Origin of the sequence: Alistipes sp. dk3624, assembly GCF_009557455.1 — a bacterium.
In the GTDB taxonomy this organism is placed as follows: domain Bacteria; phylum Bacteroidota; class Bacteroidia; order Bacteroidales; family Rikenellaceae; genus Alistipes_A; species Alistipes_A hominis.
In genome coordinates this window covers 2,016,228-2,030,424 of sequence record NZ_CP045651.1, presented here as the reverse complement: position 1 = coordinate 2,030,424, position 14,197 = coordinate 2,016,228, and the positions used below count along the sequence as shown (strand labels likewise).

Below are 14,197 nucleotides of genomic sequence, written 5' to 3'. Positions count from 1 at the left end.
GCACCATGACCACCGACGAACTGCTGCAACTTTTTACCGGCGAAAAAGCTTACCGGCAACTGGCCGCGGAGATCCGTCCCGGCCGCAGCGTCGGACTGGCTTCGCTGGCCGGATCGTCGCTGTCGCTGGTCGCGGCAGCAGCCGTGCGGCAAACCGGAGGGCTGCACGTCTTCGTCATGGAAGACCGGGACGCGGCGGGCTACTTGTACAACGATCTGTTTCCGCTGCTGGGCGAAGAACGACTGCTGTTTTTCCCGACCGGCTACAAACGTTCGATCCAATTCGGACAGGAAGATCCGTCGGGGATCGTACAGCGAACGGCGGCGCTGAACGCCGTAAAAAACAACGACGGCGGCGCGCTGGCGCTCTGCACCTATCCGGAAGCGCTGGCCGAAAAAGTCGTCGGCCAGCAGCAGCTCCGCGAAAGCATCCTGACGCTGCGCAGAGGCGACCGTCTCTCGACGGCATTCGTCGAAGAAATCCTCACGACGAACCGTTTCGAAAGGGTCGATTTCGTTTACGAACCGGGACAATACTCGGTACGCGGCGGAATCATCGACATTTTTTCGTTTTCGTCCAACGTGCCGTACCGCATCGACTTTTTCGGCGATGAGATCGACTCGATCCGCCCGTTCGACATTTCGACGCAACTCTCGACCGGGAAACTCGCCGAAGTCGAAATCGTCCCGAACCTGAAGGACATCGCCAATGCGTCGGCCCGCGTTTCGTTCGCCACGTTCGCCGGACAGGCCGTCTACTGGATCGCCGACGGCGAATACACGCTGAAACGATTCAACGACATCCGCACCAAAATACTCGGCGACCTCGAAAATCCGTCCGAAATCGACCGGATGGTCACCAGTCGCAAAGAATTTTTAGAAAACAGCGGCAAGGCGACCTTCATCCTGCTCAACGACAACATCACCGAACGCGCCGCAGACGTCCGGATCGCCTTCAATACTTCGCCGCAGCCGCAGTTCAACAAGAATTTCGAACTGTTGGCCGAAGACATCACACGAAACCGCGAAAACGGATACGAAACTTTTTTCCTGACCGAAAATAAAGCCCAACTGGAACGCCTGGGCAATATTTTCAATTCGATCGGCGCCAAACAGGTCCGGTTCGGATCGGTGCCGTTGACGCTGCACGCCGGATTCATCGACCACATTTCGCAAAAGTGTTTTTATACCGACCACCAGATCTTCGACCGTTATCAGCGCTATCGCATCCGCGGCGAACTGGACCGCAGCGAAAGTCTGACGATCCAGGAGCTTAACTCGCTGAAGGTAGGCGATTACGTGGTACACATCGACCACGGCGTAGGACGCTTCGGCGGACTGACGCGCACGGTCGAAAACGGCAAGGTACACGAAGCGATCAAGCTGGTCTACCGCGACAACGACGTGCTGCTGGTCAACGTACACGCGCTGCACCGCATTTCGAAATACAAAGATAAGGAGAGCGAACCGCCGAAAATCTACAAGCTGGGATCGGGCGCCTGGCAGCGGATGAAGCTGAACACGAAAAAGGCGGTCAAGGACATCGCCCGCGAGCTGATCGCGCTGTACGCCAAACGCAAGGCGAGCGAAGGTTTCGCATATTCGCCGGACAGTTACCTGCAGCACGAACTGGAAGCCTCGTTCATCTACGAAGATACGCCCGACCAGCAGACCGCCACGCAACTGGTCAAGCAGGATATGGAGAGCCGCACGCCGATGGATCGGCTGATCTGCGGCGACGTCGGCTTCGGCAAGACCGAGATCGCGATCCGGGCCGCTTTCAAGGCAGTCACCGACTCGAAACAGGTCGCCGTACTGGTTCCGACCACGATCCTCGCCTTGCAGCATTACCGAACGTTCAACGACCGGTTGAAAGAATTCCCCGTGCGGATCGAGCACCTGAGCCGCGTGAAAAGCGCGAAAGAGGTGCGGCAGATCGCCGACGACCTGGCCGCCGGCAAGATCGACATTCTGGTCGGAACGCACAAACTGCTCGGCAAAAGCATCGAATTCAAGGATCTGGGCCTGCTGATTATCGACGAAGAACAAAAATTCGGCGTAGCGGCCAAAGAGAAACTGCGCCACCTGAAAGCCAACATCGACACGCTGACGATGACGGCCACCCCGATCCCGCGTACGCTGCAATTCTCGTTGATGGGTTCGCGCGACTTGTCGGTCATTTCAACGCCGCCGCCGAACCGCCAGCCGATCGCCACCGAGAGCCACCTGTTCGACGAGGAGATCATCCGCGAAGCGATCGGATACGAGCTCTCCCGCAACGGGCAGGTCTATTTCGTCCACAACCGCGTCGAGACGATCGGCAACATCGAACGCCTCGTGAGGAAGCTATGCCCGGAGGCGCGCGTTGGCGTCGGGCACGGGCAGATGAACCCGCAACAGCTCGAACAACTGATGATGGACTTCATTTACGGGGAGTTCGACGTGCTGGTAGCCACTTCGATCATCGAATCGGGAGTGGACGTGCCGAACGCGAACACGATCATCATTGACAATGCCCAAAACTTCGGCCTGAGCGACCTGCACCAATTGCGCGGCCGCGTCGGGCGGTCGAACCGCAAGGCGTTCTGCTACCTGCTGACGCCGCCGGACGAAATGCTGTCGTCCGACGCACGACGCAGGCTGCGGGCCATCGAAGAGTTCTCCGACCTCGGCGCGGGATTCAACATCGCCATGCAGGATCTGGACATCCGCGGCGCAGGCAACCTACTGGGCGGCGAACAGAGCGGTTTCATCGCCGATATCGGCTTCGAAACCTATCAGAAAATCCTGAACGAGGCGATCGCCGAACTGCGCGAAGAAGAATTCGCGAAAACCGGCGAAACGCCCGGCGAAACGGCGCCGCCGCAACCGGCCACGTACATCTCCGACACGCAGATCGACACCGACCGCGAAGCCTTTATCCCGGACGCTTACATCAGCAGTTCCGCCGAGAAAATCCGCCTGTACCGCGAACTCGACCACATCACAGACGACCGGCGGCTGGCCCTTTTCGAGAAAAATCTGATCGACCGTTTCGGCCCGGTTCCGGAAGCGACCCGCGAGTTGTTCGACATCGTTCGGATGCGGTGGGTATGCATCGAACTCGGGTTCGAGAAAGCGATCGTCAAAAACGGCATCATGATCCTGAAATTCATCGAAAACCAGCATTCGGCCTACTACAAAAGCACGGTATTCGGCAACATCCTGAAAATCGCGACGCGCCCCGACAGTAAATTTATTTTCAAACAGAACAATAATAAGCTGTCTATTGTAGTTAGAAATATAAAAAACATATCCGAAGCGACTGCGAACCTTTGCGAACTGGCAGCCAAAGTCCACGGGGAAGGGGTCGTTTAGCGGGATTTCGTACCGGAGCGGAGAGCGGCGGGAGGTTGCGGGAACGGTTTTTATCACTAATTTTGTACGGATGAATCTTGCTATCGACATAGGAAACACGCTCGCCAAACTGGCCATCATCGACGGTGGCCAGGTCGTCGATTTTCTGAAAACCGAACAGATCGACACGGCCTATATCGAAAAACTGCTCAAAGCGAACCCGGGCATCGACGCCGCGGTGATCGTCTCGTCGCGCGACACGGACGAGGAACTCGAACGGTTCCTGGAACAGCGCATGAAGCGGTTCCTGAGGTTCGACCAAAACGTCCCGGTGCCGATCGTCAACCGCTACGCCACGCCCGGCACGCTGGGCGCCGACCGGCTGGCCGCAGCCGTAGGAGCCAATACGATCTACCCGAACAGCGATATCCTGATCGTCGATTTCGGAACGGCCATTACGATCGACGTCGTCTCGGGCGGCGAATTCCTCGGCGGCAACATCACCCCCGGCGCGGCGATCCGTTTCAAGGCCCTGCACCACTTCACGAAAAAACTGCCGCTGTGCTCGCTGAACGATAACCCGACCGAACTGTTCGGCAACACCTCCGTAAGCGCCATCGAATGCGGCGTGGTCAACGGAATCGTTTACGAAATCGAAGGCTATATCCGCGACCTGCAACGCAAATACAGCGACCTGCGGATAATTTTCACCGGGGGAGACAGTAATTTCTTTGCCAAACGATTAAAAAATACGATATTTGCAACCTACGACCTTGTGGCTTACGGTCTGAACCGAATTTTAGAATATAATGCAGAATAACAAGCGAATTCTCCGGGTTGTCCTGGCATTGTTGCTGGCGTTGCCCGCAGCGGCGTGGGCTCAGAGCAGCAGTCTGAATACTTTCTCTCCTTATACGTTTTACGGAATCGGGGACTTCTCGACCCAGGGCCCCGGGTATATGCGTTCGATGGGAGGCGCCGGTATCGGATTACGCAACGCGCTGAAGATAAACTACCTGAACCCGGCCTCTTACAGCATTTTGAAACAAAAAACGTTCCTGTTCAACGTCGAAATCGAAGGAAACAACACCTACTCGAAAACCTCGGCAGCCAAAACCAGCCACAATTCGTTCAACGTAAGGGACATCGCACTTGCATTCCCGATAGCCCGTTCGCTGGGAATCGGCATCAGCGTCACCCCGATGAGCAGCGTGGGCTACCGGATCGAAATGCGCGACACCGACCCGTTCTTCCTGGCTAATAATATGGACGTGCTGTATAACTACACCGGAGAAGGGAACGTCACGCAGGCCAAGCTGGGATTCGGCATCCTGCTGACCAAACGTCTGTCGGTCGGCGCCGACATGGTTTATTACCACGGGCGCATCTCGCGGTATTTCAACACCGACATCACTTCGCTGCTGTCCAACGAAACCTTCGTCAACACCCACGGAACCGCGCGGGAATCCATTTCGCGGCTGGGGGCCAACATCGGATTGCAATACGACCTGATTCAGAGCGACAAACGCGTGCTGACCTTCGGAGCGACTTACCGGCCCAGGACGAATCTCAAGCCGACCACGAGCCGCTCGATCTACTCGACCAGCATTACGTCGGACAAAATTACCGATACGACTTCAAAAGAGAATTTCTCGCTGCCCAATACGTTCACGTTCGGCCTGAGCTACCAATCCGTACGGTTAAGCCTCGGCCTGGATTACTCCATGGAACAGTGGAACAACGTGAACACGAACGATCCGATGAACGGCATAGAATTCAAAAACAACCAGTACATCAAGTTCGGCGTTCAGTACATTCCGAATCCGATGGATGTCCGCCATGTCCTGAACCGGTGGTCTTACCGGCTCGGCTTCCGTTACAACGATTACTACATGCGGATCAACGGGCACAACGTCCGCGACAAGGCCATCACGCTCGGCGTGGGCATTCCGATCAAAGTCCAGGGACTGAGCGCCGTCAATGTCGGAGTCGAATTCGGCCAGCGCGGCAGAACCGCCGACGGCGCGATGGGAACGCGGCAGTTTCGGATGATCCGGGAGAATTACATCAAACTCTCCATCGGGCTGAGCTTGTTCGGCGAGGACGACTGGTTCAAGCGGTTCAAGTACCAATAACACCGGCCCCCGATCGAAATGATTCGCTTTTACCGAAATATCACGGCCGTCGCCGCACTTCTCGGAAGTGCGGCGCTGCTGTTTTCGTGCTCGCGGCAAACGGCCGTCGTCGAAGAGGAGAACAACCAGAATATGATGACCCAGCAGAGCGAGAACCTGACGGTCATCCAGACGAAGGAAGGCAACCTCTCCTTCCGTTTTTCCGCGCCGCTGCTCGAAGAGTACGAATATGCCGAGGAACCCTACATCGAATTCCGCAAAGGGATCGAGATCGAGACCTACAACGATTCGACCCAGACTGTCGAAGCGAAGCTGTCGGCCAATTACGCGATCTTCATGAAACGGCAGCAGCTCTGGGAAGCCAAAGGAAATGTCCGCGGCAGCAATGCCGACGGCAACCAGCTCGAAACCGAGCAGCTGTTCTGGAACCAGAAATCCAAACGGGTCTATTCCAACGTCGATTCGAAAATCACCCAGAAAGGGGACGTCATCTATGCCGACGGGTTCGAATCGAACGAGCGGTTCGACGATTTCGTAATGCGCAAAGTAAAAGGAAAAGTTACGGTCGATACGACTCCGAAGCAGGATTCCGTCGCCGGGACTCCGCCGGCCCCCGAGGCTCCGCAGCAACCGCCCGTAAAACCCGGTTATCCGGTTATCCGCGAAGGCGAAGCGGTGGCCCGCCCGCACGTCGAAGAGACGAAGGCGAAAGAATAAATCAGGAAAAATCTTCCTCCCGGTCCGCTTTGATTTTTCGACCGGAATCTCCCTTGCAGAAGACGGATCAGCCGCGGCGGATCAGATGAATAAACTCCTCCCGGGTCTGCATCTGCCTGAGGAACACGCCTGTAAATGCGGAAGTAGTGGTCAGTGAACTCTGTTTCTGCACGCCTCGCATCTGCATGCACATGTGTCCGGCCTCGATCACCACCGCCACCCCCAACGGATCGAGCGCCTGCTGAATGCAGTCGCGGATCTGGACGGTCAGTCGTTCCTGCACTTGGAGACGGCGCGCATAAGCTTCCACAACCCGGGCGATTTTAGAGAGTCCGGTAATATAGCCGTTCGGAATGTATGCGACGTGCGCCTTCCCGTAAAAAGGAAGCATGTGGTGTTCGCAAAGCGAATACAGCTCAATATCCTTGACGATCACCATCTGTTTGTACTCTTCGTGAAATTTGGCCGACAACAGGATTTCGCGCGGATCTTCATCGTAACCGCGCGTCAGGAAACACATCGCCTTGGCGATCCGTTCGGGCGTCTTGACCAACCCTTCGCGGTCGGTATCCTCGCCCAGCAGTTCGAGGATCGCTCGGTAATGTTCGGAAAGTTTCTCGATGGTTTCGGGATTGTACACCTCTTCTCTGGCGTAATTCTGTTCCATGATCCGTTGTTTTATGCGGAACAAAGGTAACACTCTTGCGGCAGATAACAAAAACGGAAACCGCAACGGCGGACTACTCGCCCCGTTCGAGCGCACTGTGCACGAAACGGATCTCGCTGTACGAATAATCGCTGCCGAGATTTTCCTGTATCAATGCGAATTTCTCTCCGGGATGCTCGTTCAGACAACGGGTAATCGCCCGGATCTTGTCTTCCGGCACGAATCGGTCGGCTTCGAGCGCGCCGCGCCGGATCAGGTCGGCAATATGCCCGTCGATCGTAGCTGCGCTCAATCCGCGTTCGGCGGCGATTTCGCGGCGGGTAAGCCCCTCTTCGAGCAATCCCAGCGTAACCAGCCGCGTGTCCTCCCGCTCTTTTCTCTTCGGTTTCGTCCCCCCTGCATCCGGCCTCACGGCGACCTCCGGAGTCGGGAAATCCATATCGGCTCCCGTTTCGGCCCGGAACTCCCGAACGAATTCCAGCACCGTGTCCCCGTATTTCTCCAGAAACTTATCGCCTATCCCTTTGATACGCGCCAGTTCGCGGAGCGAAGAAGGCAACAGGTTCGACACGCCGAGCAGCGCTTTCTGGCTCATCACCACGTATACCGGAACTTTTTGCCGGCCGGCCTCCTCTTTGCGCCAGCTCCGCAGCGTTTCGAAAAGCGCCGGATGCAGCACGTCGTCGGAAACCGTCACCTTCGCTTCCGCGCCGATCGAAATCCGGGACTCTTCCAGCGAAGCCTTCGCCTTCGCTTCCAGGTAACGGTGCAGGTCGAATCCGTCAGCGGTCGCCTCCAGCACGGCTTTTTTAATCCGCACCTGGTCCCCGGCCGCCGACAGCATCTTCGCAAAATCTTTCCGCAGCTCCTTGCTGTCGATCTCGACGTCGCAGGCCGCCAACAGCGGATCGATAATCTCGCCGCATCGGGCCAGGAAATAGTCCCGTCCTTTGCCGACCCGTTCGGCGAGCCGCGGATCGTCGCGGTAGCCTGCGCTCCCGCCGATCATACGGTCGATCTGTTTTTGGAAACGAATGCCGACATCGCTTATCTCGGTGCTGAAACGCACCGTATGCTGTTGCCACATGGCCGACAATTTCGGATAAAGCGCGCCCAGGTGTTCGTCGACGAACCGGCGGAGTATCCGCAGTCGTTTGCCTACCGCCGCGAAATCGAACAGTTCCAACAACAGCCGCCGGTAATAAGCTTCGGCCTGACGGGCCAGCAGCGCGCCGTCCGGCCGGTGTTCCGCGGCGTAATCCGTAAACGCGCGGACGGTAGGATCGCAGATCATGCAACGCGCGTCGAGCGGGGCGCGCAGCACCAACCCTTCCAAACTCTTGCAGCGACTGAGCGCCACGTACACCTGCCCGTGCGAAAAAGAGTCGGCCGCGTCGATCACCGCGCGTTCAAACGTAAGCCCCTGGCTTTTATGGATCGTAATAGCCCATGCCGCTTTCAGCGGATACTGAACGAAGCGGCCTTCGACCTCTTCGGTCAGCTCTTTCGTTTCGGGATCGATCTTGTATTTGGTATTCAGCCATTCGGCCGGTTCCACGGCGATCGGCTCGGCGGCCCCGTGCGGCAGCACCTCGACCGACCCGTCGTCCAACCCCGTCACGATACCGATTTTTCCGTTATAATACCGTTTCTCGGGCGACGGATCGTTTTTGATGAACATCACCTGCGCCCCCGCCTTCAACGTCAGCGACGCATCGGTCGGATAAAGGTATTCCGGAAACGTTCCTTCCAGCGCCGCCTGGTAAGTACAGGACGCGCCGGGCAGCGCGGCCATTTTCGCCTCGTTGATCCCATGCGCCGTATGGTTATGCGATGTCAACGTAATGTATCCGTCCTTTTCGTCCGGATCGAAAGCGGGCCGGTAACGGCGGTTCAGCTCTTCGAGCATCGCAGGATCGACGCGGCTTTCGCGCACGGCATTCAGCATCGTAATGAAGCGTTCGTCGCTCTGCCGGTAAATATGTTGCAATTCGATGCAGACGTACGACGTCTCCTTCAGTGCCCGGGATTCGAAAAAGAACGGCGACGCATAGAATCGACCGAGCAAGCTCCACTCCTCGTCGCGCACGACCGGAGCCAACTGCTGCAGGTCGCCGATCAGCAGCAGTTGCACGCCGCCGAACGGTTTGCCCGGATCGCGGTACCGCCTGAGCACGTCGCTGACCGCATCGAGCACGTCGGCGCGGACCATGCTGATCTCGTCGATCACCAGCAGGTCGATGCTGCGAATAATGGCTATTTTCTGTTTATTGAAACGGAACTGCTCCTGTCGGTTCTGCGGGTTCACGCCGCGGACGGATTCGGGAATATACGGTGCGAACGCCAACTGGAAAAACGAATGGATCGTCACCCCGCCGGCATTGATCGCTGCCACACCGGTCGGCGCCACGACGATCATCCGTTTCGGCGAGCGTTCCCGCAGCCTGTGCAGGAACGTAGTCTTGCCCGTCCCCGCCCGTCCGGTCAAAAACAGATTGACGGCGGTCTCCCCGATAAAACGGTCGGCCAGTTCCAACTGCGGATTCTCCATCGTTCCCCCATCGGGCATTCGCCCTATCTAACAGTTCATTACATTTTATCGCCGTAGGCCAGATCGCCGGCATCGCCGATCCCGGGAACGATATAGGATTTCACCGTCAGTTCGGCATCCACCGTTCCGCACCAAATCTCGGCCTCCTGCATCGAAAAATTCTTTTTCGCGAATTCGATCCCCTCCTCGCTGGCGATCACCGTAGCGACGATCGTCCGGCGGGGTTTCCCGGCCTTCTCCAGCAACGCCTGATAGGTCAGCGCCAACGACGCCCCGGTAGCCAGCATCGGATCGACGAGCAGCAGCGTCTTGCCGGTCAATTCGCAACTCGATATATACTCAACCTTGATATGGAAACTGCCGTCCTTGCTATACTTCCGGTAGGCCGACACGAACGCGTTCTGCGCATCGTCGAAATAATTCAGAAAACCCTGATGAAACGGAATCCCCGCCCGCAGGATCGTAGCGATCACCAGTTGGTCGTCCGGCAGCGACACTTCGGCCTCGCCGAGCGGCGTCTCCACGACATGCTTCGTATAATGCAGCGTCTTGCTGATCTCATAAGCCATCACCTCGCCGGCCCGCTCCAGGTTGCGCCGGAAGCGCATACTGTCGCCCTGCACGTTCACATCGCGCATCTGCGCGATAAATCTGTTGAAAATGGTGTTTTCCCGATCCAATACCCGTATCATCATCTGTCCGCCCTTTTTTATGTAGCTGTTTTGTGAATTTTCGCAATATTCTTTATTAAAATACATTTTTGTATTCCACAAAAACACGATCAATACAAAAAGTTATTGAACGGATAACGCCCTGCATGGATCTCGCGCACTATGCCGTACAGGTCGTGCCGGAACTTTTCGATATTGATTTTCTCGCGCGCCGAAAGGAAGATACACGGCGTGTTGGCTTTTGCGATCCAACTTTGCTTCAGATCTTCCAGCGAAAGATTCTCGCGCGTGGCCGGGGTCAGGTCGTCCTCGTCCTTGCGGACGAACGTGTAAGCGTCGATCTTGTTAAAGATCAGAAAAACCGGTTTATCGCCCGCCCCGATCTCCTGCAGGGTCTGCTTCACCACGTCGATCTGCTCCTCGAAATTCGGATGTGAAATATCCACCACATGCAGCAGCAGGTCGGCTTCGCGCACCTCGTCGAGCGTCGACTTGAACGATTCGACCAGTTGATGCGGCAGCTTGCGGATAAAGCCGACCGTATCCGACAACAAGAACGGCAGGTTGTCGAAAACAACTTTGCGCACCGTCGTGTCGAGCGTCGCGAACAACTTGTTCTCGGCAAAAACCTCGCTTTTCGAAACCAGATTCATCAACGTCGATTTTCCGACGTTCGTATAGCCTACCAGCGCCACGCGCACCAGCGACCCGCGGTTGCTGCGCTGCACGGCCATCTGCCGGTCGATCTTTTTGAGCTGCTCTTTCAGCCTGCTGATCCGGTCGCGGATCACGCGGCGGTCGGTCTCGATCTCCCGTTCGCCGGCGCCGCCGCGCGTCCCGGTTCCGCCGCGCTGCCGTTCGAGATGCGTCCACATCCCGGTCAACCGAGGCAACAAGTACTGACACTGGGCCAGTTCGACCTGCGCTTTCGCATAGGCCGTGGTCGCACGCTGTACGAAAATATCGAGAATCAGACTCGTCCGGTCGTAAATCTTATTTTTGAAAATCCGATCAAGGTTGCGCAACTGCGACGGAGTCAGTTCGTCGTCGAAAATCACGTAGGCGATCTCGTGCTCCTCGACGTAAGCCGCGATCTCGGCCAGTTTACCCTCGCCGACGAACGTTTTCGACGAAGGGTTGGCCAACCGCTGAGTAAACCGTTTGACAGAAGCGATCCCGGCCGTCTCGGCCAGAAACTCCAGTTCGTCGAGGTATTCCACGGCCTGCCGTTCCTGCTGCTGATCCCGGATCACCGCGACCAGCACGGCTTCGCGGGCGGGAACTATCGTTTCGTTTTCCTGTTTCATAAATTCAAAAAGGCGCTTCGCCACGCGGCCGGAACACCCTCCCCCGTCTCTCGCGCACCAGACTCAATTTACCACAAATTTACAAAAAATACCGTCGAAAAAAAGCCTCCGCCCGTTTTTTTCGTCATCCGGTTTTGCAGATTTTGAAAATATGCCTATATTTGTCCCCCGAAGGGGGATTAGCTCAGTTGGCTAGAGCGCTTGCATGGCATGCAAGAGGTCACCAGTTCGACCCTGGTATTCTCCACCTTGACTTTTACAGGCTGTCGGCGACAGCCTTTTTTTATTTGTACAAACCCGTTGCGCTATGGAAAAGGAATGGTTGTTCGGCAAAACGCTCGGCGAGCTCGCCGAAGTCGCCGCTTCGTTCGGGATGCCGCGCTTCACGGCCACTCAGATCGCGGCATGGATTTACCGGAAGGGAGCGCTGTCGATCGACGAGATGACGAACATTTCGCTGAAAAACCGCCGGGCGCTCGAAGAGAGATATCAGGTAGGCCGCATCCCGTCGGCTGCCGTACAGCAATCTGCGGACGGCACGAAAAAATACCTTTTCCCGACGTTGCGGGATCGCTTCGTCGAATCGGCCTACATCCCGGACGGCCAGCGGGCGACGCTGTGCGTTTCGTCGCAGTCGGGCTGCCGGATGGGCTGCCGCTTCTGCATGACGGCACGCCAAGGTTTCGCGCATAACCTGACCGCCGGCGAAATTCTGAATCAAATCCGGTCGATCCCCGAAAGCGCGCAACTGACCAACGTGGTCTACATGGGCATGGGCGAACCGCTCGACAACGCGGATAACGTACTGCGGTCGCTCGAAATCCTGACCGCCGATTGGGGTTACGCCTGGAGTCCGACCCGTATCACGCTGTCGACCGTCGGCGTCATCCCGGCCATGCGCACGTTCCTGGAAAAGACGAAAGTGCACCTGGCGGTGAGCCTGCACAACCCGTTCGCCGCCGAACGGCTCGAAATGATGCCGGTACAAAACCGGTATCCGATCGAAGAAGTGGTGAAGGAGTTGAAAAAATGGGATTTTTCGCACCAGCGACGCATCAGTTTCGAATACATCATGTTCCGGGGAATCAACGATTCCGACCGGCATGTAGCAGCGCTCGTCCGACTGCTGGCGGGGCTGAAATGCCGCATCAACCTGATCCGCTTCCACGCCATCCCCGACGCCCCGATGCAAAGCCCGGACGAGACGACCCTGGTCCGTTTCCGCGACGCGCTGACCCGCCGGGGGATCACGACGACGATCCGCGCTTCGCGCGGCGAAGACATCCAGGCAGCCTGCGGACTGCTGTCCACCCGCGAGCAGGAAAAACGAGAGGCCGGCTCCGGGCAGCGACCGACCGGAAACGCAAAATAACGAAGGAAATGCACAACTAAACGGACGGTTTTTCCGTTATGTTATGGAACGACAATTGCAAACGACAACCGATACGAACCATTAAAAACCGAAAAATTATGAAAAAATGGATTGCAATGACGATGTTGGCGCTGTTCTCGGTAGCGGCATTCGCTCAGAATAACACGAAGGAGACAGCCCCGGCCGCCAAGGAGATCAAAGGAACGGTGTTCGAAAAAGGGACGCTGAAAGAGTTGCTGGCAAAAGCCGCCAAGGAGAAAAAATACCTGTTCGTGGATGTTTACGCCACCTGGTGCGGCCCGTGCAAAGCGATGGCCACGCAGGTCTTTCCGCAGGAAAAAGTGGGCAACTACTTCAATAAGACGTTCGTCAACGCCAAATTCGACGCAGAGAAGGGCGAAGGCATCGACGTCGCTAAAAAATACGGCGTGCGCGCCTACCCCACCTTCCTGATCCTCGATAAGGACGGAACGGAAGTAGGGCGAATCGTCGGAGGAGCCGACGGCGACATGTTCATCGAAAAAGTACAGGAAGCCCTCGACAACATCGGCAAGGAATAACCGCCGACAAAACCTTTTCCAGAAAGGCCGTCGCTTCGTGCGGCGGCCTTTTTCGAAACGATATATCGAGTCATTTCTTCAATGATTTGATATATTTTGATTCGTCGAACTCGCCTTTTCCAGCATCGTCGATCATCTGTCTGCAAAGATCGGAGAAAGCCAGGATATCACCTTGAGGCATACGTATATGCAGAGATCGTAATTCATCTCCGACAACGCAACGGAAAGTTACCCGATAACCATCAAAAAACCCCTCCGGCCTTCCCTCGGCTTTGAAGTCATCGATCGATGAAAGCATTTTGGAGTATAATTTTTCTGCGAACCGATCGCTTACGGGGAAAGAGCGGGTCTCGATCGTGTACAGTTTTAACTCTTCTTCCCTTGCTTTGGGATACATAGCGGAATTATGATCAAATATCAGGCTTTTGATATTCTTAGGTAAAGAATTAAGCAGCGCCATCGGAATCCCTATCGACGGAAACTTTTCCTCCGCCAGTCGGGAAGCTTCCTTGTAATTCGAAACGCGTTTGACCTCGAGGATATAGGAAGTCTCGGTCGAATCTTTCGTAAGACGGAAACCGGTCGCACCTTCGAAGGAGGGGGATACGAAAAACTCGACATCCGCATTATAATCTCCGAAGAAGCGTTTTTCGAGTTCGGTCTTACTATCGAGATTCCAAATGCCGTATTTTTTTCCCTTGATTATCTGTATGGATTTGTTTTTGTAATTGTTTTCGATTTTTTTCTCAAACGCTCCGCCGTTTTTATGTGGCCCGTTTTGGGCGAATGCGGTCGGAAAAATAAATCCCAGCAATAGAGACAGCAGTATCGACTTGTTTTTCATGGCGTGGAAAGTTAACGATCGCTATTTCGGCAGACATC

Annotated in this window: 11 protein-coding genes and 1 tRNA gene; 7 read left to right on the top strand and 5 right to left on the bottom strand. The window is 56.1% G+C overall.

The window, feature by feature from the left end:
* The first annotated feature begins 5 nt into the window (after positions 1-5).
* The 4 genes from mfd to lptC all read left to right on the top strand — a co-directional run bounded on the left by mfd (position 6) and on the right by lptC (position 6,187).
* Positions 6-3,356, top strand: a complete 3,351-nt coding sequence (gene mfd / locus GFH31_RS08610) for a transcription-repair coupling factor (protein WP_153497783.1) — start codon at positions 6-8, stop codon at positions 3,354-3,356.
* A gap of 70 nt (positions 3,357-3,426) precedes the next feature.
* A complete protein-coding gene (locus tag GFH31_RS08605) occupies positions 3,427-4,155 on the top strand; it encodes a type III pantothenate kinase (protein WP_055202574.1) in 729 nt (242 codons plus the stop codon).
* Positions 4,145-5,470, top strand: coding sequence for a hypothetical protein (locus tag GFH31_RS08600; protein ID WP_055202577.1), 1,326 nt, complete (start codon positions 4,145-4,147; stop codon positions 5,468-5,470). The genes GFH31_RS08605 and GFH31_RS08600 overlap by 11 nt, the downstream gene beginning before the upstream one ends.
* Before the next feature lie 18 nt (positions 5,471-5,488).
* Positions 5,489-6,187: an LPS export ABC transporter periplasmic protein LptC gene (lptC, locus tag GFH31_RS08595; protein ID WP_055202580.1), complete on the top strand. Its 699-nt coding sequence runs from the start codon at positions 5,489-5,491 to the stop codon at positions 6,185-6,187.
* Positions 6,188-6,254: 67 nt separating this feature from the next.
* Here the strand turns inward: lptC and folE are convergent, their stop codons facing one another.
* The 4 genes from folE to hflX form a co-directional block, all read right to left on the bottom strand.
* Positions 6,255-6,854, bottom strand: coding sequence for a GTP cyclohydrolase I FolE (folE, locus tag GFH31_RS08590; protein WP_101571788.1), 600 nt, complete (start codon positions 6,852-6,854; stop codon positions 6,255-6,257).
* Positions 6,855-6,927: 73 nt separating this feature from the next.
* Positions 6,928-9,423: a helix-turn-helix domain-containing protein gene (locus tag GFH31_RS08585; RefSeq protein WP_228385748.1), complete on the bottom strand. Its 2,496-nt coding sequence runs from the start codon at positions 9,421-9,423 to the stop codon at positions 6,928-6,930.
* Between the two features lie 20 nt (positions 9,424-9,443).
* On the bottom strand, positions 9,444-10,100 hold the full coding sequence (gene upp / locus GFH31_RS08580) for a uracil phosphoribosyltransferase (RefSeq protein ID WP_055203514.1): 657 nt from the start codon (positions 10,098-10,100) through the stop codon (positions 9,444-9,446).
* Between the two features lie 86 nt (positions 10,101-10,186).
* The gene (hflX, locus tag GFH31_RS08575; RefSeq protein ID WP_153497782.1) at positions 10,187-11,383 is read right to left on the bottom strand and encodes a GTPase HflX; all 1,197 of its coding nucleotides are present in this window, start codon (positions 11,381-11,383) and stop codon (positions 10,187-10,189) included.
* Between the two features lie 173 nt (positions 11,384-11,556).
* On the opposite strand from hflX, the gene GFH31_RS08570 reads away from it, so the two are divergent.
* From GFH31_RS08570 to GFH31_RS08560, 3 genes are all read left to right on the top strand, one after another.
* Positions 11,557-11,630 (top strand) — tRNA-Ala (locus GFH31_RS08570).
* A gap of 60 nt (positions 11,631-11,690) precedes the next feature.
* The gene (rlmN, locus tag GFH31_RS08565) at positions 11,691-12,755 is read left to right on the top strand and encodes a 23S rRNA (adenine(2503)-C(2))-methyltransferase RlmN (RefSeq protein WP_153497781.1); all 1,065 of its coding nucleotides are present in this window, start codon (positions 11,691-11,693) and stop codon (positions 12,753-12,755) included.
* Between the two features lie 98 nt (positions 12,756-12,853).
* Positions 12,854-13,315, top strand: a complete 462-nt coding sequence (locus GFH31_RS08560; RefSeq protein WP_055202588.1) for a thioredoxin family protein — start codon at positions 12,854-12,856, stop codon at positions 13,313-13,315.
* Between the two features lie 70 nt (positions 13,316-13,385).
* On the opposite strand, the gene GFH31_RS08555 is transcribed toward GFH31_RS08560, so the two are convergent.
* Positions 13,386-14,159: a hypothetical protein gene (locus GFH31_RS08555; RefSeq protein ID WP_101571797.1), complete on the bottom strand. Its 774-nt coding sequence runs from the start codon at positions 14,157-14,159 to the stop codon at positions 13,386-13,388.
* Between the last annotated feature and the right edge of the window lie 38 nt (positions 14,160-14,197).